Annotated in this window: 19 protein-coding genes; 8 read left to right on the top strand and 11 right to left on the bottom strand. The window is 31.7% G+C overall.

Annotation, left to right across the window (positions count from 1 at the left end):
- Positions 1 to 92: 92 nt before the first annotated feature.
- The 5 genes from ACZ451_RS03665 to ACZ451_RS03685 form a co-directional block, all read right to left on the bottom strand.
- Positions 93 to 1,673 carry a G-D-S-L family lipolytic protein gene (locus ACZ451_RS03665; protein WP_464215740.1) on the bottom strand — a complete coding sequence of 527 codons (1,581 nt, stop codon included), beginning with the start codon at positions 1,671 to 1,673 and terminating at the stop codon, positions 93 to 95.
- A 12-nt stretch (positions 1,674 to 1,685) separates the two neighbouring features.
- Positions 1,686 to 4,490: a TonB-dependent receptor gene (locus ACZ451_RS03670; protein ID WP_464215741.1), complete on the bottom strand. Its 2,805-nt coding sequence runs from the start codon at positions 4,488 to 4,490 to the stop codon at positions 1,686 to 1,688.
- 180 nt (positions 4,491 to 4,670) lie between these two features.
- Positions 4,671 to 6,518, bottom strand: a complete 1,848-nt coding sequence (glmS, locus tag ACZ451_RS03675; protein WP_464215742.1) for a glutamine--fructose-6-phosphate transaminase (isomerizing) — start codon at positions 6,516 to 6,518, stop codon at positions 4,671 to 4,673.
- 118 nt (positions 6,519 to 6,636) lie between these two features.
- Positions 6,637 to 8,514 carry a DUF4270 domain-containing protein gene (locus ACZ451_RS03680; protein ID WP_464215743.1) on the bottom strand — a complete coding sequence of 626 codons (1,878 nt, stop codon included), beginning with the start codon at positions 8,512 to 8,514 and terminating at the stop codon, positions 6,637 to 6,639.
- Between the two features lie 6 nt (positions 8,515 to 8,520).
- Positions 8,521 to 9,330, bottom strand: coding sequence for a glycogen/starch synthase (locus ACZ451_RS03685; RefSeq protein ID WP_464215744.1), 810 nt, complete (start codon positions 9,328 to 9,330; stop codon positions 8,521 to 8,523).
- A gap of 102 nt (positions 9,331 to 9,432) precedes the next feature.
- On the opposite strand from ACZ451_RS03685, the gene panC reads away from it, so the two are divergent.
- From panC to radA, 5 genes are all read left to right on the top strand, one after another.
- A complete protein-coding gene (panC, locus tag ACZ451_RS03690; protein ID WP_464215745.1) occupies positions 9,433 to 10,278 on the top strand; it encodes a pantoate--beta-alanine ligase in 846 nt (281 codons plus the stop codon).
- A gap of 18 nt (positions 10,279 to 10,296) precedes the next feature.
- Positions 10,297 to 10,647: an aspartate 1-decarboxylase gene (gene panD, locus ACZ451_RS03695; RefSeq protein ID WP_464215746.1), complete on the top strand. Its 351-nt coding sequence runs from the start codon at positions 10,297 to 10,299 to the stop codon at positions 10,645 to 10,647.
- Between the two features lie 7 nt (positions 10,648 to 10,654).
- Positions 10,655 to 11,617: a lysylphosphatidylglycerol synthase transmembrane domain-containing protein gene (locus tag ACZ451_RS03700; RefSeq protein WP_464215747.1), complete on the top strand. Its 963-nt coding sequence runs from the start codon at positions 10,655 to 10,657 to the stop codon at positions 11,615 to 11,617.
- A gap of 19 nt (positions 11,618 to 11,636) precedes the next feature.
- The gene (locus tag ACZ451_RS03705) at positions 11,637 to 12,776 is read left to right on the top strand and encodes an alpha/beta hydrolase (RefSeq protein WP_464215748.1); all 1,140 of its coding nucleotides are present in this window, start codon (positions 11,637 to 11,639) and stop codon (positions 12,774 to 12,776) included.
- 100 nt (positions 12,777 to 12,876) lie between these two features.
- Positions 12,877 to 14,238: a DNA repair protein RadA gene (gene radA, locus ACZ451_RS03710; RefSeq protein WP_464215749.1), complete on the top strand. Its 1,362-nt coding sequence runs from the start codon at positions 12,877 to 12,879 to the stop codon at positions 14,236 to 14,238.
- 101 nt (positions 14,239 to 14,339) lie between these two features.
- Here radA and ACZ451_RS03715 read toward each other — a convergent pair whose 3' ends face one another.
- Both ACZ451_RS03715 and ACZ451_RS03720 read right to left on the bottom strand, forming a co-directional pair.
- Positions 14,340 to 15,377: an aldo/keto reductase gene (locus ACZ451_RS03715; RefSeq protein WP_464215750.1), complete on the bottom strand. Its 1,038-nt coding sequence runs from the start codon at positions 15,375 to 15,377 to the stop codon at positions 14,340 to 14,342.
- A 55-nt stretch (positions 15,378 to 15,432) separates the two neighbouring features.
- Positions 15,433 to 16,197: an exodeoxyribonuclease III gene (locus tag ACZ451_RS03720; RefSeq protein ID WP_464215751.1), complete on the bottom strand. Its 765-nt coding sequence runs from the start codon at positions 16,195 to 16,197 to the stop codon at positions 15,433 to 15,435.
- 164 nt (positions 16,198 to 16,361) lie between these two features.
- On the opposite strand from ACZ451_RS03720, the gene ACZ451_RS03725 reads away from it, so the two are divergent.
- From ACZ451_RS03725 to ACZ451_RS03735, 3 genes are all read left to right on the top strand, one after another.
- Entirely contained in the window at positions 16,362 to 16,880 is a 519-nt protein-coding gene (locus ACZ451_RS03725; RefSeq protein WP_464215752.1) for a hypothetical protein, read from the top strand.
- 74 nt (positions 16,881 to 16,954) lie between these two features.
- Positions 16,955 to 17,497, top strand: a complete 543-nt coding sequence (locus ACZ451_RS03730; RefSeq protein WP_464215753.1) for a DUF3575 domain-containing protein — start codon at positions 16,955 to 16,957, stop codon at positions 17,495 to 17,497.
- A 72-nt stretch (positions 17,498 to 17,569) separates the two neighbouring features.
- Positions 17,570 to 19,651 (top strand): TonB-dependent receptor family protein, encoded by a 2,082-nt coding sequence (locus tag ACZ451_RS03735; protein ID WP_464215754.1) that lies wholly within the window; start codon positions 17,570 to 17,572, stop codon positions 19,649 to 19,651.
- Positions 19,652 to 19,654: 3 nt separating this feature from the next.
- Here ACZ451_RS03735 and ACZ451_RS03740 read toward each other — a convergent pair whose 3' ends face one another.
- The 4 genes from ACZ451_RS03740 to ACZ451_RS03755 all read right to left on the bottom strand — a co-directional run bounded on the left by ACZ451_RS03740 (position 19,655) and on the right by ACZ451_RS03755 (position 24,808).
- Positions 19,655 to 20,404 (bottom strand): hypothetical protein, encoded by a 750-nt coding sequence (locus ACZ451_RS03740; protein WP_464215755.1) that lies wholly within the window; start codon positions 20,402 to 20,404, stop codon positions 19,655 to 19,657.
- A 76-nt stretch (positions 20,405 to 20,480) separates the two neighbouring features.
- Complete coding sequence (locus ACZ451_RS03745) at positions 20,481 to 22,241, bottom strand: O-antigen ligase family protein (protein WP_464215756.1); 1,761 nt, start codon at positions 22,239 to 22,241, stop codon at positions 20,481 to 20,483.
- Between the two features lie 20 nt (positions 22,242 to 22,261).
- Complete coding sequence (locus ACZ451_RS03750) at positions 22,262 to 23,806, bottom strand: glycine--tRNA ligase (RefSeq protein ID WP_464215757.1); 1,545 nt, start codon at positions 23,804 to 23,806, stop codon at positions 22,262 to 22,264.
- A 105-nt stretch (positions 23,807 to 23,911) separates the two neighbouring features.
- Positions 23,912 to 24,808 (bottom strand): hypothetical protein, encoded by an 897-nt coding sequence (locus ACZ451_RS03755; RefSeq protein WP_464215758.1) that lies wholly within the window; start codon positions 24,806 to 24,808, stop codon positions 23,912 to 23,914.
- Between the last annotated feature and the right edge of the window lie 88 nt (positions 24,809 to 24,896).

Below are 24,896 nucleotides of genomic sequence, written 5' to 3' on the forward strand. Positions count from 1 at the left end.
ATAGAAATTGTTTTTTCTAATTTCTTTGTATAAAAAAAGGTGCTTCAAAAAAGCACCTTTTTATTTTTTTATATCTGTCTAAATTCTATTGTTTATTGGAGTGATGGCGAGTAATTTGTTGGTAAATCAATAACATCTATAAGACTTCCTGAAGCCTCAAAATTAGTACCATAAGTAGTATCAATTGCTTTTAAAAATTCATTTGCCATTACTGCATAACCTCTTGAGGTTAAATGAATACCATCTAAACTTGCTAAACCACCAGTAACTAAATTAGCTGTAAGCGTAAGATCACCTGTCCGAATACCTGAGGTTTTAGCATCTTCTAAAACAGATTTTAAGTCTACAAAAGCCAAACCTGCAGCAGTAGTCACTGATTCTATGGTCTCATTATAGGCATCTGTAGCCGTTTGGATATTTAAAAGTTCATCAGTATCTAAGGCATCTTGATCATCTATACCACTAACTGCAGCTAAAACTAAACCTGCTTGTTCTGGTGTTGGCATACCACCTTGTTGTAAAAGTCCTAGAACCTGTAGCACTTCTGGAGTTAAAACTACTGAGCCATAACCTTGTGCTAAAGCAGCTCTATCAATAGGTAAAAGTAACAGTTCATTTTCTGTCATTTGTCTAAACCCTAAAGGATTTGTTGGTGTTACAGGAACATCTATTAAAAAACGATTTTCACCTTCTTGAAATGTTATTGCATATTGTGCTGCTAAAGCCTGTGCATCTGCAGGCATAACACCTTGTTGGATTAATCCTCCTGTAAAGATTCCTGTAAGCGCCTGGAAGAAACCTGTTAAGTTAGCAGCTGTTCCTGCATCTAGTACTAATGCATTATTGGGCACTGTTGTAAAAAATGGTAAATCAGTAATATTTGGCAAATTAGCAACAGCCCCTCTAGCTCCATTAGCTGTTAACTGTTGTACCATACCTTGAAATACTTGTGCAAACAATCCTGGGTCTGTAATATCTAGTTGACTATAGGTACTTGCATCTGGGTTCCCTGTTTGATCTTCACCAACACCACCAGAAGTAGCATAACTTAAAACATCGTTACCTCCAATTTCCGATAGTGTGAAAAAAGTTGGATTTTGTGCTGCTGCATCTCCTAACATAGTTGCTCCTGCTGAAGTAGCAAAGCGCCCGTAGTAAGGATTAAAATTCCCATAACCCGGGAATGTCATCTGGTAACTTTTTGCGCCTGGTACTCCTACATTATTAAAAGTACTTCCAAGATTTGCCGGACTTGTAGCTGCTGCTGGAACTGGAGCCCCCATGCTTGCAAGAAATGCATCTAGACGTTGTGGTCCACTTCCGTTAAATATAAGCCTATATGCTATTTGAGAAGTAGGTATATCTTGAAACCCACCTGTATTATCATCCATAAGAGGCTGCGTGAATTCTGTTCCTCCTGCTAAACCAAACTGATTGGATAATAACTTTGGAAAAGAATTTTCTTGGGTGATTCTAAAAAGAGCACCATCACTAAATCCTGCAGTAAAAGATGCACCTAATGCTACATAATTAGAAAAATCTGTATCACCAGCATTAATTTCTTCCAATTCTGCAACTTCTATTACTGGAGTTATATCTACTTCTTCAATAGTATTACAGCTTATAAAACCTGTAAAAGCAGAAGCAACTATTATATATTTTAAAGTTTTCATTTATAATTTTTTTTAGTTATTAATAGTCCAAGACAGGTAGTATTGAGAACCTATAAGACCTGTACCAACAGCTGTAAAATACTCATCACCTAAAATGTTTGTACCTCCAATTTTAAATGTAGATTTTATGCTTGGCACTTCATAATTTATTTGTGCATCAACATTATGGAATTCAGGAACTGTACCTTGCGCAAATGTTGCTTCCCAGAAATAATCATCACTAAATCTGTACGAGACATTAAAGCCGAAATTTTTAAATAATTCTTCATTTCCGAATGAAGCTTTAAATTTATGCTCTGGGGTATTAAAGTTTAACATTAAATCTGGATTTAATGCTCTATCAAAATCTAGCTTAGTATACGTATAACTTCCACCTAGATCATAATTACCTAATACTTTCAAGGTTAAACCTAAAGATGCTCCAAATGAGTTTACATCAGCATCGGAATTCGTAAAGGTACTGTAGGGTTGAAAATCTCCATTTGCAATGGCCGCTACAGAAAGTGAACCATCACCAACTGTACCATAATATGGAGAAATTACTACCTCTTGAGATATAAAGTCTTTGTAACTATTATAATAAGTACTAAAATCTACTATTAATTTATCTATTTTTCCTCTATACCCTATTTCAAATGATCTTACTTGCTCAGGTTTTACGATATCTGGATTGGCTATTTCTAAATCAGCCGGATTACCAGTTTCACCAAGTCTATTTACGGAACTTAAAGAATATGAATTTGTATATGCTACACCAGCTGTTTGTGTAATTGTTGCAGGTTGCCCAAGTCCAAGTTGCCCTGCATTACTTACATTAAAATCTCTAGAAAAACGATCTAGGTTACCTGGAGCTGAACCTATTAAAATGGCTCTTCCTACATCCAAGCCTATGAAAAGATCTTGAGTTGTAGGGTTTCTAAAACCTGTTTGAGCCGAAGCTCTAATATTATGATTCCTATTTAAAGTTAAGCCTGCAGATAATCTAGGAGAAAAGAAACCATTAAAAAATTCAGATTTATCATAACGTACGGATCCCGTAAGTTTTATATTTTTTTCTCCTTCTAATTCAAACTTTTTCTGTAATTGTGTGTAAATTCCAAATTCAGAATAATTTATTGGTCCATCAAGATCTGTATAGATGGTTCCTCCAGAATTTAAACTATACTGTCTAAAAGATCCTCCAACTTGGATATCTGCAAAATCAATTAAATGACTAAAATTATAATTTGCATCTGAGTGATAATACTTAGAAGCATCCTGAAATCTAGAACCTGTAGTTAAATCAGGATCTTGTATACTTCTGTCAAAAGCTGCTTGAAATTCAGGAGTACCTGGAAGAAAACGACCTGTTTCTGCAGCTGCACGAGCCGCTTGATGTGCAGCATCATCAGTTGCACCTGCTAAAGTAGCTTGTAGATAAGCACCTGTATATTCTCCAAACCAAGTTTGGTCATCTTTCCATGCTCTGTTGATATTGATTCCTGTAAAAACCATATCATAAGAATCACCTGCTCTATCTCCAACTAAATACCCTCTAACAAAGAAATTATCATTTCTTACCTCTAATTTGTGTTGTTCTTGAAAAAAACCATTGATATTATATCTGTTAGTACCTTGATAAATTGTAGAACCTGTTCCTACTTTACCTACATAAGATAATTCTAAACTATTATTTTCAATAGGTCTGTAATACAAGCCCCAATCTGCTTTAATACTTTCGGCATTATAATTTGTAAGGTCACTTTCATCATAACCAGTTCTACTCACCTCTACTGATGGAATTAAAGCATTTGCTCCTGAGGGGATAACACCAAGACCTTCTAAGGCAAGCGCTACGTCTTTAATATTGGTAGAAACCTCATCTCCATAAACATTTATACCATCATAGTTTAGATCATTAGCTCTTGTTCTACCACTAGTAACAAAATTATTTTCATCTTTTCCTTCTATGTTGGTAGCGGCCCAATCTGTTCCTTTTAAATAACCAAAATTTACCTTTGCAGCAAATTTATCACTAAATTTATGTGCTGCTCTAATACTAACATCAGTATACGAATTATCTCCAGATGCTTCCTGAGAAGTATATCCAGTTTTTATAGATGTACTTATCCCTTGATAATCAAAAGGACTCTTACTACGTAAAAAAAGTATTCCATTAAAGGCGTTTGCTCCATATAATGCAGACGAGGCACCAGGCAAAAGTTCTACACTTAAAACATCAGGTTCTACTAAACCTACTAAATTCCCTATTGGGAAATTTAAAGCTGGTGTTGAATTATCCATACCATCTACCAACTGTAGAAAACGCGTATTTGCAAAACTCGCAAAACCTCTAGTATTTACAGATTTAAAAGTTAAACTGTTTGTATTTACATCAACACCTTTTAAATCTTCTATACTGCCATAAAAATCTGCAGAAGCAGTATTCTTAATACCTTCAATACCTATACGTTCTACCGTAACAGGAGATTCAAAAATTCGTTCAGGAGTTCTAGATGCTGATACAACAATCTCATCTAACAATGTATTGGATTCTTGTAATGTTATTGTTAAGGTTTGATTGTTAGAAGAAACATCTGCTGTTGTTTCTGCATAACCAATACTTGTAATTTTTAATTGAAAGGGAGGCACCTCGGAAGTAGTTAAAACAAAATTGCCATCAAAATCTGAAACAGTACCTATTGCTTTATTAGCAATAACAATATTTGCTCCAGGAATAGGTTGATTAGCTTCATCTACGACTTTTCCTTTAATAGTTGTTTGTGATTGACTTATAAGACCTGTCAACAAAAACAATAAAACCATGAGTTTTTTCATCTAGCTTAAGTTTAATTAGTGAAAGCAAGATACAGATTTTTTTATATCAATAATAAAAAAATGGAAAAAAATTATGCGTGCATAGTATTTTTTGGCAAAAAAAGGGCTTTCTAAATACAGATATCATAAATAAAGGGCTCATATGAGCCCTTTATTAAATATTTTAATTATCCTGTAAGATTATTCTACTGTTACTGATTTTGCTAAATTACGTGGTTGATCTACATTACATCCTCTCATTAAAGCAATATGATACGATAATAATTGCAAGGGTATCGTAGTTAATAAAGGGGTTAAGCTTTCTAATGTTTCTGGAATCTCAATTACATGATCTGCAATTTCCTTAATAGCAACATCACCTTCTGTAACAACAGCGATGATCTTACCTTTTCTAGATTTAATTTCTTGTATATTACTTACTACTTTTTCGTAATGCCCTCTTTTTGTAGCGATTACAAATACTGGCATTTGCTCATCAATTAGTGCAATAGGTCCATGTTTCATTTCTGCTGCAGGATACCCTTCTGCATGAATATAACTGATCTCTTTTAGTTTTAATGCTCCTTCTAAAGCAACTGGAAAATTATAACCTCTACCTAAATACAAACAATTCGTAGAATCCTTATAGGCTTCGGCTACGCGCTCTATTAAATCATTAGATTGTAATGCTATTTCTACCTTTGTTGGTATGGTTTCTAATTCTGTTAAAAATTCGTGGAATTTAGATTCAGAAAAAACTCCTTTTTCTTTTGCTAGTTTTAATGCTATTAACGTTAAAACCGTAATTTGAGTTGTAAACGCTTTTGTAGAAGCTACTCCTATTTCTGGTCCTGCATGAGTATATGCCCCTGCATGTGTTTCTCTTGAAATAGAAGATCCTACAACATTACATACACCAAATACAAAAGCACCTTTTTCTTTTGCTAATTTAATTGCCGCTAAGGTGTCTGCTGTTTCTCCAGATTGAGATATTGCAATTAGAACATCTTTATCTGTTATGATTGGGTTTCTATATCTAAATTCTGAAGCATACTCTACTTCTACTGGGATTCTTGCTAAATCTTCAAAAATATATTCTGCTACTAAACCTGCATGCCAAGATGTTCCGCAGGCAACAATTATAATCCGGTCTGCATTTAGGAATTTTTCTAAATTATCATCTATACCAGCCATTTTTATGAGACCTTGATCTGCCAGCATACGCCCACGATAGGTATCTAAAATTGCTCTGGGTTGTTCATAGATTTCTTTTAACATAAAATGATCATACCCACCCTTTTCAATTTCTTCAATATTTAATTTAAGCTCTTGAATGTTTGGATAAATTACAGAATCATCTTTAATCTTACGGAGTTTAATTTCTTTTCCCAAACGAATAATAGCCATCTCCTCATCCTCTAAATACATGGCATTATTTGTAAACTCTATAAATGGTGATGCATCAGAAGCAATAAAAAATTCGCCTTCACCAATTCCTATTGCTAGAGGGCTTCCTAATTTTGCAACAACAATTTCATCTGGTTTATTTTTGTCAAAAACAGCAATTGCATACGCTCCTACTACTTCATTTAAAGCTATTTGAACAGCTTTACCTAACTTAACATCTTCTTGCTTCTTAACTTCTTCTATAAGGTTTACCAAAACTTCTGTATCGGTATCCGAATCAAAAGTGTACCCCCTTTTTATAAGCTCTTTCTTTATAGAGTCATAATTTTCTATAATTCCGTTATGGATAATTACAAGATTTCCAGAATTGGAATAATGTGGGTGAGAATTTACATCATTAGGAATACCATGGGTTGCCCATCTTGTATGACCAATACCTACTTTACCTTCATTAGAAACTCCATTATTAAATTTCTTCTTTAGGTCTTCAACTTTACCTTTAGTTTTTCCTAAATTAATGTTATTTCCATCATACAGGGCCACTCCAGCACTGTCATAACCCCTATATTCTAAACGTTGTAATCCTTTTATAATAATTGGATAGGCATCTCTATGACCTATATAACCTACAATTCCACACATATTTTATTGGTATATAATTGATATCTTCTGTTCAAAGATACATTAGCAAACAGAAAACAAATGATATTTTGGCTGTATAACGCAAAAATACTTATAAATGGTATATTTTTACTTATAATTAGTTTGCTTTGGTGTAAGAAATTTCTAATTGAAGCCTTTTGGTTAAATCTGTTTCATTAGCACCAAAAAGAACAGTTCCTAATGGATTTACATTTGACATTACTGGTAATCTTTGTTCGCCTTCAATAGGTAAGATTACATTTGATGCTGAAAAATTTCTAATATCTGATGTTACCGTAAGCCCAAGAGTTACATTTTGTTCACCCCTAATTACTAAATCGTTAACATAATCGGTAATTCTTATTCTATAAAATGAGTTACCTTCTTCATCTGTTTCTAAAACGCCATCATATGAAGGAAAAACGTTATACGGTGTTTCAAATTGAATCGGTAATTCTCTTGCAACATCAACTAATGGCAAATTATCTGTTAAGGTAAATAAATATAGCCTTTCTGGTTCAATAGCACTACTACCTATTTGTGATTGGTCAACATAAAAAACTAAACTAGCCTCATTAACAATCCAATTGTTTGTTCTTATTTCATTAATTGCCCCCAACCCATTATCTGCGATATCAAATAAATTAATTTCTGCATATGAACCGGCTCCGCCTTTTAAATAAATTTTATCAGTTGCAGCTATATCTGCATTTATAGCGGCAGTAATTTCAGGTGGATAAGCGTCATTTACAAAAGTGTTTACCGCATTACCTGAAGCTAGAGTACTACCGTCTGCCGATTGTTGTGTAATAAAATTAAGAACATAGTTCTTTTCTAAGGTTTCTATTGTGTCATCGCTAGCATCATCTATTGTACCTTGATTATTTACACTCTGGTGTTCATAAATTATAGTAATATTAGCAGCGCTCATATTAAGCATCATGAAAATTTCATTTCCTGGATTTTCATCAATCGATAAATGAATTCCACGTAAAAAATTTCTAAAATTAGTATTATCAGCTAATACTTCATCTCCTTCTTTTTCTATAATATTTGCCTGAAAAAATGCAACATCTAAAGGAACTCTTATTCCAGGCACATAGCTTCTGCTTTGGTCAAGTACCATAGACTCATCATCATCCGTATCTGGGTCATCTTCAACATCATTAAATGTAACTACTTCTTTATCCGTTATAGTAACTGTATCATCATATAAAGTTTCTCCAACAAATGTTGTGATATCGGTATTATTTGAAAAATATTCCTGTGCTGTTGTAAAATTAGAATCTGGATCTAAGTCTCTTAAAAAGAAATTAGAGCTTTCTACCTTTAAATTAAAGGAAGTTATAAGGAGGGTATCTTGTGGTACTATTCTTGATTTCACAAAAATACTATCTAATTTAAAACTCCGAGGAAATCTACTTACCATTGTATTATCATCAGCACCATCTAAAATAGTATCTCCATCTGTATCATCATTAAATGGATCAGTTCCAGCAATTCTTTCTTCGTTATCAGTTAAGCCATCTCCATCTTCATCACTATTAGGGTCATTAGAATCATTATCAAATTCATTATCTACGCCATCACCATCATCATCTCTAGTATCCGTTAAAAAAGGAATAAACAAAAATACCTCTTTGACCATTTCCATTTCATTAATATTATCATCAGTACCTTCCTGTTCCTGCGAAATATCTCCAAAAGTTGGGGCAATTGTACTTAGTTGTATTTGTGATGTAATTCTGGCTTCAGTTTTACCATATATTGGGTCTATGTAGGTACCCAATTGGTATGCAGGCAGTCTGTTTGTGCTTACTGCATTTATTTTTCTATTTTTAACAAAAACAGGATACGTTGCTGTATTGAACTCAAAGGGTTCTTCACTTACTAATTCGCCTCCAATTGTAGTTAAGTCTTCCTCACAAGAAACAAAACCTAACACTAGTGCCAAACCTGCGAAAGCAGGAAAAGCATATCTTCTAAATAACGTCATTTTTTATTATTTTAAGACTTCAGTGTCATAGAAATTTACATATGCCTCTTCAAATTCATGAAATGGCACATAGGGTAGCACTGGTTTTTGAAGGTTGGCAATATGGTTTTCTAAGTCTTCTGGAATCTCTTCCGATGCTAAAATAACAGCATCTGAATGATCTACAGCAACTTTTAACAAATTATTATAGTCTGGCGTTGTTAATGAAGCAATACTCTCCTCTTTAATCTCATCAAAAGCAATTTTAGAAGCGATCTCATTATCTAACTGACCGTCAAATCCTTTTGAATATACAGAAGTAACGACTTTACTCTCCGCAAATAAAGGTTCATCTGCATAATATTTCTTTAAGTATAATGGCACTAATGAAGCCATCCAGCCGTGAATGTGTATAATATCTGGAGACCAATTTAATTTCTTAACTGTTTCAACAATACCCTTTGCAAAAAATATTGCGCGCTCATCATTATCAGAAAAAAGTGCCCCATTTTCATCGGTAAATGTTGCTTTCCTTTTAAAATATTCTTCATTATCTATAAAATAAACCTGTATCCGTTCTTTGGGAATAGAGGCAACTTTTATAATTAATGGCATATCCATATCATTGATGACCAAGTTCATACCAGATAATCTGATCACTTCATGTAATTGATGACGGCGTTCATTTATATTTCCAAATCTTGGCATAAATATCCGTATCTGGCCTCCATTGCTGTTGACCATCTTTGGTGTTTCATAAGACATTAAGGAAACCTCGTTCTGAGGTAAATAAGGGACTAATTCTGAAGATACAAACAATATCTTTTTACCTTTCATAAAAGCTATATTTTATTTGCCGTATTGGCGTGGGTGCAAAATTACAAAAATTATGTAGATTAGGAGTAATTATATATGTTTGCTAGCTCTAATTACTTAAATATGCCATTGTTCCAGTCTAAAACTGCTTTAAAAAATGTATTAAATTCATATACTTCTAAATCTGAAACCATAGGCTTAGTACCTACAATGGGAGCACTCCACCAAGGCCATATTTCGCTTATTGAAAAGGCTTACAGAGAAAATAAAATTGTAGTCGTTAGTATTTTTGTTAACCCCACACAGTTTAACAATTCAGAAGATTTAGAAAAATATCCTAAAACTTTAAAAGACGATATTATTAAAATAGAATCCATTTCTAATGACATTATTATCTATGCGCCTTCTGTAAATGAGATTTATTCAGAAAATATTGCTGCTAAATCATATAATTTTGATGGACTAGACAGGGTTATGGAAGGGGAATTTAGAGAGGGTCATTTTGATGGTGTAGGGACTATAGTAGAAGAATTATTAATTTCTATACAACCCCATAAAGCTTATTTTGGAGAAAAAGATTTTCAACAATTACAAATTATAAAAAAGCTGGTTGAAATTCAGAAAATACCTGTGCAAATTATAGGTTGCCCTATCGTTAGAGAATCTAGTGGCTTAGCGATGAGCTCTAGAAACGAAAGACTTTCTAACAAAGTACGCCAAGAAGCAAGTTTTATATATAAAACGCTGGCAGAAGCAAAGAAAAAGTTTGGCACAAAAAGTGCTTTAGAAATTATAAGTTGGGTAAAAAAACAGTTTTTAAAACAAGAGAATTTAACGTTAGAATACATTCAGATTGTTGATGAAAAAACATTACAACCAATAAAAAGAAAATCTAAACATAAAAAGTATAGAGCCTTTGTTGCTGTTTTTGCAGATGATGTACGATTAATAGATAACATTGCACTCTAAATTTATTAACTTTGTAGTATGCAAATAGAAGTTGTAAAATCTAAAATTCATCGCGTAAAAGTTACTGGAGCTGATTTAAATTATATTGGTAGTATTACTATTGATGAAGATTTAATGGATGCCGCTAATATAATTCGTGGTGAAAAAGTACAAATTGTAAATAATTCTAACGGAGAACGTTTAGAAACCTATGCAATTCCTGGGCCACGGAAAAGTGGTGAAATTACCTTAAATGGCGCTGCCTCAAGAAAAGTAGCGGTTGGTGATGTTCTTATTTTAATTACCTATGCTAGAATGGATATTGATGAAGCCAAAAAATTTAATCCTTCTTTAGTCTTCCCCAACGAAGAGAATAATTTATTAAACTAAAGTTTTTTTGAAAACTACTATTAAAAAAGCTTTAAAAATAGTACTACCAATAGCTATAGGTCTTTTTTTGGTATATTATTCTTATAGCGTTACTTCTCCTGAGGATAGAATACAAATTATAAAATATATTAAAGAAGCGGATTTATTCTGGGTAAGCCTTTCCATTTTACTTGGGGTCTTAAGTCATGTTTCCAGAGCCATACGTTGGAATTATTTATTAGAACCACTGGGTTATAAACCAAAACTAAGAAATAATATCCTTATTATATTTCTGTCTTATTTTGCTAATGCACTGATTTTTAGATCTGGTGAAGTATTAAGGTCAACCGCTCTAGCAAGCTATGAGAATGTGCCTTTTGAAAAAGGATTTGGAACTATAGTTACAGAAAGAGTTCTAGATTTACTAATGTTACTGTTAATTATAGTAATAGCATTAGTATTACAAACAGATATTATTATAAAAATACTTGAAGAAAATGGTGTTGGGTTAATCGGTTTAGCAACCATACTCTTTATAGGAATTACGGGCCTTTTTATTGCAATTCAGATCATTAAAAAATCTACCCATTCTTTTGCTTTAAAAATAAAAAAATTCCTAAAAGGAATGCAAGATGGCGTATTGAGTATTTTTAAAATGAAACACAAATGGGCTTTTGTTTTTCACACCCTCTTTATATGGTGCGCTTATGTAGCTATGTTTTGGATTATAAAATTTACAGTAGCTGAAACCATAGCTCTTTCCATTAGTCAACTTTTAGTAGCTTTTATAGCTGGTGCTTTTGCCATGTCAGCCACAAATGGGGGCTTAGGGCTTTTTCCTATAGTGGTCAGTAAAGTTCTTGTAGCCTACGGAATAAGCGCTGTTTCTGGCGATGCGTATGGCTGGATCATGTGGATTTCGCAAACCTTAATGCTTGTTGTTTTTGGTGCAATATCTTTTCTACTATTACCGTTATTGAATAGGAAATAACCCCATAAGCCAATTTTTTATGAAACGGATACTTTTTGTATGCACTCTTTTTGTTTGCTTAGTTTGTAACGCGCAAATAAAACAAGAAACATTTGAATCTTATAAACTCCAAGAAAGACGAGATGTAAATTACTATATTCCTGAGGATTATACAGATGAAAAAAAATATCCTATTATATTGGTTTTAGATGCTGAATATCTATTTGAAAATGTTGTAGCTACTGCTAAATTTTATCATAAATTTCAGGGGATGCCACAGGCTATTATTATAGGAGTAAACCAAAGCGAAGGCAATCTTAGATTAGATGATTGTGCATACGATGAGCAAGGTTTACCAAGTGAAAAAGGAGCGCAGTTTTTTGAATTTATTGGCACAGAATTGATACCATATGTTGAAGCCAGTTATAATACAGCATCCTTTAAAATGCTTTTTGGATATGGCATTACTGCAAATTTTGAAAATTTTTATCTTTTTAAAGAAAAATCGCTTTTTAACTCATATGTCAGTATTGCTCCTGTACTAGCACCCGAAATGGAAACCAGGCTCCCAGAACGTTTAAATGCGTTGGAACAAACTTTATTTTATCATTTAATACTTGATGGGAAAAGTGCTAAAAAAGACAAGCAAGCAATTGACCTAAATACTGGTATTAAAGCAATACAAAAAGAAAATTTAAATTATTTTTTTGATATTTATGAAGATGCAGACGAAGTGGCTGTAGCTACTTACGGAATTAGCAAGGCTTTTAATAATGTGTTTAAGATGTTTAAACCAATAAGCCCAACAGAATACAAAACCAAAATTTTAAAATCCGAAGAACCTGTAATTGATTATTTAACCAATAAATATGATGTTATTGAAACCTTATTTGGTTTTAAGAAAGAAGTAGGCTTAAATGATATTATGGCTATTTATTCCGCCATTAATAAGAAAGAAGATATTGAATCGTTAAAGCCCCTTTCTGATATCTGTAAAAAACAATACCCAGAAACCATGCTTGGTTTTTATTTTGAGGCCGAATATCTTGAACAAATTGGCAAACCTAAAAAAGCATTTAAAGCATTTGAAAAAGCATTTGGCATGGAAGAAATAGATTTCTTAACTAAAGAAATGGCTTTAGAAAAAATTGATGGCTTAAAAGCTGATTTTGGGTATTAATGTTTTGTAATTCTATCATGTAAAAACATTTTAAACTTATAAACTCTTAAACTACTAAACACTTTTTTCTACCTTTAGCGCAAAACGGCAACAAACGAGAATGGCTAAAACAAAAACAGCATTTTTTTGCCAAAATTGCGGAACGCAATTTGCAAAATGGGTAGGGCAATGTTCTGGATGTAGAGAATGGAACACTGTTGTAGAAGAAGTGATCCAAAAAGAAGAAAAAACAAGCTGGAAAGCTCCTTCTGCTTCTGCAAAAAAAATAGCCAAACCACTCCGTGTTAATGAAATAAGTACCGAAAAAGAAATTAGGCTTAATACCTATGATTTAGAATTCAATAGGGTTTTAGGTGGTGGATTAGTTCCTGGTTCGCTAACACTTTTAGGGGGCGAACCCGGTATTGGAAAAAGTACTTTATTGCTTCAAATAGCCTTAAAACTCCCCTACAAAACCTTATATGTTTCTGGGGAAGAAAGTCAAAAACAAATAAAAATGCGTGCCGATCGTATTTTTCCAAATAGCGAAACATGCCTTATTCTTACCGAAACTAAAACACAAAATATTTTTAGACAAATAGAAGCTACTGAACCAGATATTGTGGTCATAGATTCTATACAGACTTTACACTCCGATCATATAGAATCCGCTTCTGGAAGTATTTCTCAAATAAGAGAGTGTACCGCTGAACTTATAAAATTTGCGAAAGAAACCAATACCCCTGTTATTTTAATTGGTCATATTACCAAAGATGGTTCTATTGCGGGTCCCAAAATTTTAGAGCATATGGTAGATAGCGTTTTACAGTTTGAGGGAGACCGAAATTATGTATATAGAATTCTACGCTCTTTAAAAAACAGGTTTGGTTCTACATCAGAATTAGGGATCTATGAAATGCAGGGAAGTGGATTACGAGAAGTAAACAATCCTTCAGAAATTTTAATTTCAAAGAATGATGAAGGCCTAAGTGGTACCGCAATTGCCTCTACAGTAGAAGGCATGCGTCCTTTAATGATTGAGATTCAGGCATTGGTAAGTACGGCAGTATATGGCACCCCGCAACGTTCCACAACTGGTTATAATGCCAAGCGTTTAAATATGCTACTGGCCGTTTTGGAAAAGAGAGCTGGTTTTAAGCTCGCTGCAAAAGATGTGTTTTTAAATATTACAGGTGGTATTTCTGTTGATGATCCTGCAATAGATTTAGCCGTTATAGCAGCTATACTTTCTAGTAATGCAGACATTCCTATAGAAAAAGGAGTTTGCTTTGCAGCAGAAGTAGGTTTAGCGGGTGAAGTGAGGCCAGTACAACGCGTTGAGCAGCGTATTTTAGAAGCTGATAAATTAGGGTTCCATACCATCTACGTTTCTAAAAACAATAAAATACCTACTATAAAAGCGGCTATACGTATTGCTTTAGTTGCTAAAATAGAAGATGTTGCAGAAGATCTTTTTGGGTAGCATTACGGTTTTAAAGCAAGTTATAATTAAATTACACAGGCAATTCTATCTAAGAAACATTTATTTGACAGGTTAAAATCAAATCTCTTTAAATAATACTTTTAAGGTGCCGGATTGGGAATTTCATTATGAATTTCCTCTATCCTTTCTAAAATCTCTTTTGTTAAGTTTACATCTATACTAGCAATATTTTCTTTTAATTGGCTCATTTTAGTAGCGCCAATAATATTGCTTGTTAAAAAAGGTCTTGTATTTACATATGCTAGCGACATTTGCGCCAAACTAAGATCATTAGCTTGTGCCAACTCATAATATTTTTGAGTTGCTTTTACTGCATTTTCGTTTAGATATCTATTGTAATTAGGAAATAATGCTATTCGTGAACCATCTGGCATTCTATCACCCAAATATTTACCACTAAGGACTCCAAAACCTAAAGGGGAATAGGCTAAAAGCCCTATATTTTCCCTCATAGAAACTTCAGCAGAACCAGCTTCGAATAATCTATTTAATAAGCTATAAGGGTTTTGTATGGTAATAGCTCTAGGCAAATTATGAACTTTGCTTTCTTCTAAATAGCGCATTGTTCCCCAAGGATTCTCGTTAGAAATACCTATCTGTCTAATTTTGCCTTCTTTTACTAAATTTCCTAGCGTATGCAATACTTCATGAAAATTATCTTCCCATAAATCGGTTGGGTCATACGTAAAACCACGTTGCCCAAAAAAGTTAGTTTTTCGTTCTGGCCAATGTAATTGATATAAATCTATATAATCTGTTTGTAAACGTTTTAAACTACCATTTACAGCATTAATAATAGATTCTTTAGCAAAGCCTGTAGTCCGTATGAATTTTGTAAAATCTGCTCTACCAGCAATTTTACTTGCCAAAACAACCTTATCTCTGTTTCTATTTTTTTTAAACCAAGTTCCTATAATTTTTTCTGTATCTGCATATCTATCGGCATGTGCTGGTATTGGATATAATTCGGCTGTATCAAAGAAATTAACACCTTGATCTAAAGCATAATCCATTTGTTCATGCCCTTCAGTCTCTGTATTTTGTTTACCCCAGGTCATGGTGCCTAAACAAATTTTACTCACTTTAATATCTGTATGTGGAAGTTTGGTATACTTCATAAAAATAATGCTTTAATTCAATTTCAAAAACTATAATTCTTGTGTGTTTTCAATATTATTTTTCTATCTCTACAAGAATAGGACAATGATCGCTATGTTTTGCCTCAGATAAAATAACTGATCGCTTAAGTCGGCTTTCTAATGTATTACTTACCATAGCATAGTCTAAACGCCAACCTTTATTATTATTTCTTGCATTTGCTCTATAACTCCACCAGGTATAATTGTCTGGTTCCGTATTAAAATGTCGGAAACTGTCTATAAAACCACTAGCTATAAAATTTCCGATCCATTCTCTTTCTACTGGTAAAAACCCAGAAACATTCTTTAAACCAACGGGATTATGAATATCAATCGCTTCATGACATATATTATAATCGCCTAAAACAATTAAATTAGGGTGTTCTGTTTTTAAATTATTTATATAGTCTTGCAAGTCTGCCATATATTTTAATTTAAAATCCAAGCGATCTGTATTAGATGCAGATGGTAAATACATACTCATTACAGAAATATCATTAAAATCTGCTCTTATATTTCTCCCTTCAAAATCCATATAATCTATACCAGTACCAAATACCACATGATCTGGTTTTACTTTAGATAAGATTGCAACACCACTATAGCCTTTTTTTTGAGCACTGTACCAATAATGATATTTATACCCAGCATTTTCAAATAAAGTAACATCTAATTGTTCTTCGTTTGCTTTTATTTCCTGTAAACAAATAACATCTGGATTTACACTTTGCAGCCATTCTAGAAACCCTTTTTTAAGTGCCGCTCTAATTCCATTTACATTGTAAGAAACTATCTTCATTTGCCATATTTTTCCCGAAAATAAGGAATGTTTCTTACAAGAAAAAGTGAGCACCTTAATTCTTTATTTAGAACATTTAATTCAAAAAAAATACTAAAAATCTAGTTATATGTTTAGTTTTACGGTCTTAAATAATTATACAACTCTTACAAAACAAAAAAATCATGCAAAAAGTAGTGTTCATATTAATGCTTTTAACTGGTTATTTATCAAATGCTCAAGCATATTTTAACGATGGGCAACAAGAAATTAAATTAAATTTTGGACTTTTCTTAGCAAATTCTACAATAGAAGGTTCTTATGAATACTATTTAAGTGATGATACTAGTTTTGGAGGTACTTTATATTTTGATAATGATGCTACAGATTATAATGGTAATTTTGGAATAGGTGCTAATTTTAGAGCTTATTTTGGTTATGATCCTAAAAGTGGAGGCTTTGGTGAAGCTTTTGGGTTGTATTATAGTGGAGAAGTAATCAGTACTGATGTAAATACACGAACAACATTTAGTAATGATTATAATAATTTTGCTATCGGTTTAGGAGCTGGTTATAAATGGGTTACGAATAGCCAAAAAATTACTGTAGAGATTAATGGTGGTTTTGGAAGAAATGTAAAAGATGATCCCCTTATTAATAATTTTATTGTGAAAGCGGGTCTTTCTGTTGGATATCGATTTTAAATTATAAGCACTTCACGCAACGTTTTACATTTTTTGTATCTTACTATTGCTATTTAATCTAAATAAAATTAAAGATGAAGAAAAGTATTTTTTTAACTCTAGTAGCCATTCTGTATTTAACACAAATAAATGCTCAAGAAGTCAATTCAGATAAGCCCAAAAATTTGAATGAACTTAAAATTAATGCATTAAACCTTATTGCTTTTAAAGCAATAGATATTGCCTATGAAAGAGTTATAGATGAAGAGTCTTCTGTGGGCATAAGCGTTTTTGTTAGTCCAGGAGATGATGAAATTCTTGACTTTATTCGGCAATTTTCAATAACACCCTATTACCGCAGGTATTTTTCTAAAGGATATGCAAAAGGATTTTTTGTAGAAGGCTTTGGAATGTTAAATACACATGAGCGTGATCCTTTCTTTTTTAATAATGGAACTATGTCCGATGAAAATTTCACAGATTTTGCTTTAGGGATTTCTGTTGGCGGGAAGTTTGTTTCTAAAAAAGGTTTTACTGTAGATATTTATACTGGTTTGGGGCGTAATTTTTTTAATGACAATAATTCTGGGGTTGATGTGGTATCTCGTGGAGGCGTAACCCTAGGATATCGATTTTAAATCTACTCTTTACTCAAGTAAATAATGATATAATCATATATAATACATAATTTTGAGCCTTATATTTTTTTAATGAAACATATTTGGCTCATTTTTATTTTATTCTTCCAGGTTTACTATTCTTTTGCTCAAAAAGTTAGTAAAAAAGATAGTGTAACAGTTTTAAATGAAGTAATTCTTACGGAGCATGCTAAAACTAAAAATGCAACAGGTATTATAGCTTCTAAAATTATAGGAGCAAACGTTTTTAATAATTATAGCCCAATTGACGCTATTTCTTCTATTAATCAAATCCCTGGAGTGTATGCACTTTCTGGAGCCTTAAATACCAATAGAATTACTATTAGAGGTATTGGTGCAAGAACTTTATTTGGCACAGATAAATTAAGATTATATTATAATGATATTCCTGTTACAGATGGTAGTGGTTTTTCTACTATTGAAACCTATGACCTAGAAAATTTAAGTCAAATTGAAGTTATAAAAGGACCCAAAGGCAGTTCTTATGGCACAAATTTGGGTGGTGCCATACTATTAAACTCAAAAAAGACTTCAGGAAAATCTACTGTTTTTAATACTAATTTTACTGTAGGTTCATACAACTTGATTAAAAATAATTTTTCTTTTTCTCATACCGAAAATAAATTTGCTTTAGACTTAAGTTATGGACATTTAGAAAATGATGGCTACAGAGAGAATAATAATTTTGAACGTGATGGTATCCTCTTAAACGCTTCTTATAAAATAAACCCTAAAAATAAAATTACTTTTCTTCTAAATCATGTAGATTATACGGCACAAATCCCCAGCTCTTTAGGGATTACGGCATTTAATGAAAACCCAAGGCAAGCCACTTTTATTTGGAGAGCATCGCAAGGTTTTGAAGCTAATAATTATAGCTTATTAGGACTATCTTACACCTTAAATCTTAACAATAAAATTAATAATACTACTAGTATTTTTTATAGCTATTTAGATCATTTTGAAGCACGGCCCTTTGGTATTTTAGATGAATTTACAAATGGTTATGGTCTTAGAAGTAGATTTTTTGGAAAGTTTACCTTATTCAACAAATCTAGCTCATACAATATAGGTATGGAGCTTTCTAAAGATGAGTATAGTTGGAATGAGTTTGAAAATTTATTTAGAGAAAATAATGGTAATGGAAGTTTACAAGGTAATTTGTTTGCAAAAAATAAAGAGTTTAGAAACCAGTTAAACACTTTTGGATCTTTACTTCTGCATTTAAACAATTCCTGGTCTACACAATTGGGTTTAAGTATCAATAAAACGCAATATAATTATAGAGATTTATTTAATGAAGGTGTGGCAAATCAAAGTGCGCAACGTAATTTTAAAGCCATTCTACTTCCAAGCTTAAATGTAAATTATCGTTTTTTAAAACATCAGAATATATTTGCCAACGTAAGTCGTGGTTTTTCTAACCCTACTTTAGAAGAAACCTTAACACCAGACGGTATTATAAATCCAGATATCAACCAAGAAACAGGTACTAGTTATGAAATAGGAACCAATCTATTTTTTAAAGATAAACGCTTAGAAATTAATGCATCTGTATATCATATGGATGTTAGAAATCTTTTGGTTGCACAGCGTATTGGAAACGATCAGTTTATTGGTAGAAATGCTGGAAAAACAAAACATAACGGTTTAGAATTATCCATTAATTATGCTTTTACTTTAGGACCAAATATAAAAATATCTCGTTTTACTAATTATACTTTAAACCTTCACAAATTTGTTTCCTTTATTGATGATGATGATGATTTTTCTGGAAATCCATTGACGGGAGTTCCAAAACACAACTTAGTATCTGGTATTAAAGGACAGTTTTATAATGATTTTTTTACAAATATTACAAGCCAATATGTGAGTGGCATTCCACTTACAGATGCTAATACGCTTTCAAGTGATCCATTTTCGGTTTTTAATGCCAATTTCGGGTATCAAAAAAAAATTACACCAAATTTCTTTTTAAAAATCACTGCTGGTATCAATAATATTTTTGATAGTACTTACTCCCAATTAGTACTAATTAATGCACAATCTTTTGGAGGTAATGAACCGCGTTATTTTTATCCTAGTAACAATAGAAACTTTTACAGCAGTGTATCACTCAAGTATATATTGTAGTTTTTATTTTTTAACCCAGTCTTTTTCGGATACTTTTTCACCTTTAACATACGTTAAAATTTTTATAGGATATTCGTACTTCCCATAATAATTTTCTTTAAAAATGATTTCAGTTCCATCGTAATTTTTGTTTTTATCATCTAATATCATTTCGCCAATAATAGTACCTTCTTCATCAAAATACGTTTTGGTATTTACTTTATTTTCATAGCCATAATATCTTAAATATTGCATAGCTATGTTTCTAGTATACGTATAATATTTTATTGATTTTTTTATGTATTTAGCATCTGGATCATCTGGCACAAAATTATCTTCTTCTACCTTTGTTTCTTCTACAATATCAATAGCTTCTCTTACGCTTTCTTGATAGTTATAATAGTGCATTTCATTTTCTAAATAACCTTGTTCAGTTTTATCGGCATCTGTATTAGCCACAAAATAACCTAGATAAACCCCATTAGAATACCTATATTTTTGTGAGACTCTGCCATTATGATGATACCAAGTTACATCACCTTCCCATATCTCTTTAATAGGATCTGTAGAGTGCCCTACAAATTGCAAATCGCCATTTATATAGTAATCTTTAAAAAACCATAAATTTTTAACTTTTTCAGGTGTAGGCCTATAAAATTCTGCATTTTGTTTGGTGGCCGCTTTCCAATTTTTATCAAAATAAAGGGTGTCTTTCTGAGCAAAACCTGAAAAATATAATAATACCGTTATTATCAAAATTAATTTTCTTAACATCTTTAATCTATTTTTAATTTGCAACAAATTTATTGGATATCTCTTTAGATAAACTCCCTATTTTCAGGTATATTTTTTAAATAGAAGAAATTTCATTTTTTATTTTACAGTTTAGTGCAATTCCTATTCCAAGTAGTATAAAAAATGGTGGCGCATTACTAATCATAACTTGTGCTACAATGCCATTAATTAAAAATCCAACAACAGCTAAAAAACAACCTAAGGCTAGTAATTGTATCGTATTATTAAATGGCAAAGCCCATAGTAATTTTATAGAACTATAGATATAAATGATCATGAAAAGCAGAAAAACAAGTAAAGCTATTAAGCCGAACTGTACTCCTATTTGAATGTAAAAAGAATGTGCCGAGGCAATGTAAAATTTATTTGTCCCAAAGGTTTTAAGTAAACTTAAATAATCATTATTTGGAAAAGCCAAAGGGAAGGCGTCTGCACCTTTACCAATATATATAGATTCTAAGAGCACAGGTATAGACAATGACCATTGCATGCCTCTTCCATTTAATATTCTATTTTTTTTATTCAAAAATTTTATATTTTTTGAAGTAATAATGGGTGCAATTTCATTATTTCTACCCACTGTTTTTATAGTATTATCTTTAAAAATTAAAGGATATTTAAACCTTTTATTATAATGAAGTATAATTCCTGTTTTTAATTTTTTATTCAATATAAAATGATAGTGCTCGTACCCGTCATTTTTAAATGATAAAGTATCAGATTTTCTATGAAAAGTTAGTTTTTTTTGTAGTTTTCTATCTTCAAAAAAACTTAAGTGTTTATTATCTTTTACAGTAACATATAATGGTTTTCCTGTATGTTGTTTTATAATTAAAAGGCTATCTAATACTTCTATTTCATCTAAATTAGAATGGTCAGTGGCTATTTTAGAATAGCTAGCAACTTTACCTCCTCCTTCAGAAAAATTCATAACCACAAAAACTAGAATTGCTGAAAGTGTTAGGACTCCAATGTCTCTTAATTTTTTAAAATCCTTATTTCTAACGAAAAGTACAAGTATTGCTATTAGTACAAAAGATGAATACAAAGTAGCTCTTCCCTCGCTACCAACTAGGTTTAAGAAAATCAAGCAAAAATTAGCCCATAAAATTATTTTCCAAATTATTTTTTTAAATGAGATATAAGTAATGATATTGATAAATAAGACTAGTATTAAAAATCCGGAATAATAATTAGCATTATAAAATAAAGAGGCTAGCTCTCCATTAGGAGTTTTGTTAAAATTTAAATTAGAATGAACTACTAATGGTTCTATTATTTTCCAAATATTAATTTTATTATACTCTAAAAGTCCTATAAAACTCATTACAAACCCAGAAAATAGTATCCCATAAAATATTAATTTGTAGTATTTTAATTTGCTTATTTGCATGGCAGCAACACATACAATCATATACCCAATCCAAACAAATACTCCTTGAAAAGATTCTGCTCCGCCCATAATAGTAAAGGCTTTATACTCAGAAAGTATAGAAGATAATATGATAAAAAATAGCAGTATGACAGGAAAAAACAAATAAGGAGTATTCCATTTTTTCTTTTTAAGAAAAAGAAAAACTGTTATTAAAAAACTCAATAAAATAAACCAAACTGCTTTATAATAATGAAAAACATCAAAATCTCCTCTTGACAATGGAAATGCTAGATAATCAATAGATGTTTTGGCTCTATCAAATAATTTTAAACGTGTTATAAATGGTAATATGGTAAGTATTGCAAATAGGGTATAAAAAATTAAATCAGAGCTCTTTTCAATAAAAAAATATTGAATTTTTTCTTGAATTTTTTTTATCATAATTTAATTTTTTAAGATTATTACCCCATCTTCTTTAACCAATGTTTCATCTCTACTTCTTGAGCAATTATAGCTTTAACATCTTTAATTGCAACACGTTGCTGCTCCATAGTATCTCTATGGCGTATGGTTACTGTTTTATCTTCTAGAGATTGATGATCTACAGTAATACAGAAAGGGGTACCATTAGCATCTTGTCTTCTATAACGGCGACCTACAGCGTCTTTTTCATCATAAATAACATTAAAATCCCATCTAAGATCTGTTATAATTTCGTTTGCTAATTCCGGTAAACCATCTTTTTTAACTAATGGTAAAACAGCTGCTTTTGTAGGAGCAAGTACCGCAGGTAGTTTTAATACGGTTCGTGTAGTCCCATTTTCTAGAGCTTCTTCTTGTAATGAATTAGAAAAAACAGCTAAAAACATTCTGTCTAAGCCTATAGAGGTTTCTAATACATAAGGTACATAGCTTTCTTTAAGCTCATTATCATAATACTGTAATTTTTTACCTGAGTATTCTTCATGCTGACTTAAATCGAAATCTGTTCTGGAATGAATTCCTTCTAACTCCTTAAATCCAAAAGGGAAATTAAATTCTATATCAGCAGCTGCATCTGCATAATGCGCTAATTTTTCATGATTATGAAAACGATAATTTTCTTCTCCCATACCTAAAGAAACATGCCATTTCATACGTGTTTCCTTCCATTTGTTATACCAATCTTTCTGTGTTCCAGGGGGTATAAAGAATTGCATTTCCATTTGCTCAAACTCTCGCATTCTAAAGATAAATTGTCTGGCTACAATTTCATTTCTAAATGCCTTACCTGTCTGCGCTATTCCGAACGGAATTTTTAACCTACTTGTTTTCTGAACATTTAAAAAGTTTACAAATATTCCCTGTGCTGTTTCTGGACGTAGATACAAATCCATTGCACTTTCTGCAGAAGCTCCTAATTTAGTACCAAACATTAAGTTAAACTGTTTTACTTCTGTCCAATTTTTAGATCCAGAAATTGGGCAAACAATATCTAATTCTTCAATTAGTGCTTTAACATCAGCTAAATCTTCTTTTTCTAAAGACTGCCCTAACCTTTTTAAGATGGTATCTATTTTAGTTTGGTAATCTATTACTCGTTTATTGGTTGCTAAAAATTGTTCTTTATCAAAAGCATCTCCAAAGCGTTTGGCAGCCTTAGTAACTTCTTTATTTATTTTATTTTCAATTTTAGCACAATAATCTTCTACTAAAACATCAGCTCTATATCTTTTTTTAGAATCTTTATTATCTATTAAAGGATCGTTAAAAGCATCTACATGACCCGATGCTTTCCATATGGTAGGGTGCATTAATATGGCTGAATCGATACCAACAATGTTATCGTTCATTTGAACCATCGCCTTCCACCAATACTCTCTAATGTTCTTTTTTAATTCTGCTCCATTCTGTGCATAATCATAAACAGCACTTAGTCCGTCGTAAATTTCACTAGATTGAAATATATACCCATACTCTTTTGCATGAGAAATTACTTTTTTAAACTGATCTTCTTGATTTGCCATTTGGCAAAAATAGAATTTTAGTAGAAATTAGTTTCTATGAAATAAAATTAAAATTCAATTTTTATGCAGAAATAGTAAATTGTATTAAGAAATTATCTTAAAAAATTACTTCAATTGAAATTCTGTGGATATCAATAATTTTTCGTTTTCAAAAATATTTAAAGTATAGTTACCACTTCTAAGAGAACCTTCTGGTATTGTTATAAAGTCACAGATATCTTTTTGTTTCCCTTCAAAAACAAACTGTACTTTTTTACTATAAGTGTTTCCGTTGTATGAAATTGTTGTAGCATTGTTTTCAACAACTTTTTTATCTGGATCAAGGAATTGCAAATAAATTACTTTATCCTCATTAATTACACTATTGTCTTCTGTGATGGTAATACAACCTCTAATTTTAGAGACTGTAGAGGCCTTATTTGTTTGTATAGGAGAACCATTACGCATTCTAAAACTCAAGCCTTCGGGTTTTTTTACTCTTAGATAACTTTTAGTTTTTAACTTTTCACTTAACAACTTATTTTGTTCCCTAAGTTTAGCTTCCGCTTCAGCAAGTGTGCTACTTCTACTTTCTAGTTTTTCTATTTTTTCTTTAGTTTCATTATACTTTTTAGATAAAATAGAATTATTGTAGCGCAATGAGTTATTTTTAAGTTTTAAGCTATCATGTTTTAATTCCATCAAGCGTAATTCTTTTTTATATTCTCTTAGCTTTGCTACCGTAAAATTTAATTTACCAACAGAGTCTAATAGTTGTTCTATTCTAAATTTAGAATCTTGTAATTCTATTTCATTCACTTCATTGAATGCCGACAAACGATCAATTTCGGCCCTTTTTAATGTTAGGTCTTTAATTAACATTGCCTTTTCATCCTCTAGATAGTCTATTTTATTCTGTGATTGTACATGACTGTAGTAGAAAGCAACAAGTATACCTATAACCACTGCTACTAATGCAGCAAGAATTATTTTATAATTAAATTTAGTATCTTGAGATTCCATCAGGGTAAGGTAGGTGGTTTACAACTACTTATTTTGGCTTTAAATTTATATTTATTTTAACAAAGATACTAAATGATATACACAGCAT

Source organism: Allocellulophaga tsushimaensis (genome assembly GCF_055383085.1).

Coding starts and splice junctions, on each gene's coding strand:
- panD (WP_464215746.1), top strand. CDS start 10,297: ATGCAAATAGAAGTTGTAAAATCTAAAATTCATCGCGTAAAAGTTACT.
- radA (WP_464215749.1), top strand. CDS start 12,877: ATGGCTAAAACAAAAACAGCATTTTTTTGCCAAAATTGCGGAACGCAA.
- ACZ451_RS03670 (WP_464215741.1), bottom strand. CDS start 4,490: ATGAAAAAACTCATGGTTTTATTGTTTTTGTTGACAGGTCTTATAAGT.
- ACZ451_RS03715 (WP_464215750.1), bottom strand. CDS start 15,377: ATGAAGTATACCAAACTTCCACATACAGATATTAAAGTGAGTAAAATT.
- ACZ451_RS03725 (WP_464215752.1), top strand. CDS start 16,362: ATGCAAAAAGTAGTGTTCATATTAATGCTTTTAACTGGTTATTTATCA.
- glmS (WP_464215742.1), bottom strand. CDS start 6,518: ATGTGTGGAATTGTAGGTTATATAGGTCATAGAGATGCCTATCCAATT.
- ACZ451_RS03705 (WP_464215748.1), top strand. CDS start 11,637: ATGAAACGGATACTTTTTGTATGCACTCTTTTTGTTTGCTTAGTTTGT.
- ACZ451_RS03750 (WP_464215757.1), bottom strand. CDS start 23,806: ATGGCAAATCAAGAAGATCAGTTTAAAAAAGTAATTTCTCATGCAAAA.
- ACZ451_RS03685 (WP_464215744.1), bottom strand. CDS start 9,330: ATGAAAGGTAAAAAGATATTGTTTGTATCTTCAGAATTAGTCCCTTAT.
- ACZ451_RS03755 (WP_464215758.1), bottom strand. CDS start 24,808: ATGGAATCTCAAGATACTAAATTTAATTATAAAATAATTCTTGCTGCA.
- ACZ451_RS03740 (WP_464215755.1), bottom strand. CDS start 20,404: ATGTTAAGAAAATTAATTTTGATAATAACGGTATTATTATATTTTTCA.
- ACZ451_RS03735 (WP_464215754.1), top strand. CDS start 17,570: ATGAAACATATTTGGCTCATTTTTATTTTATTCTTCCAGGTTTACTAT.
- ACZ451_RS03730 (WP_464215753.1), top strand. CDS start 16,955: ATGAAGAAAAGTATTTTTTTAACTCTAGTAGCCATTCTGTATTTAACA.
- ACZ451_RS03745 (WP_464215756.1), bottom strand. CDS start 22,241: ATGATAAAAAAAATTCAAGAAAAAATTCAATATTTTTTTATTGAAAAG.
- ACZ451_RS03680 (WP_464215743.1), bottom strand. CDS start 8,514: ATGACGTTATTTAGAAGATATGCTTTTCCTGCTTTCGCAGGTTTGGCA.
- panC (WP_464215745.1), top strand. CDS start 9,433: ATGCCATTGTTCCAGTCTAAAACTGCTTTAAAAAATGTATTAAATTCA.
- ACZ451_RS03720 (WP_464215751.1), bottom strand. CDS start 16,197: ATGAAGATAGTTTCTTACAATGTAAATGGAATTAGAGCGGCACTTAAA.
- ACZ451_RS03665 (WP_464215740.1), bottom strand. CDS start 1,673: ATGAAAACTTTAAAATATATAATAGTTGCTTCTGCTTTTACAGGTTTT.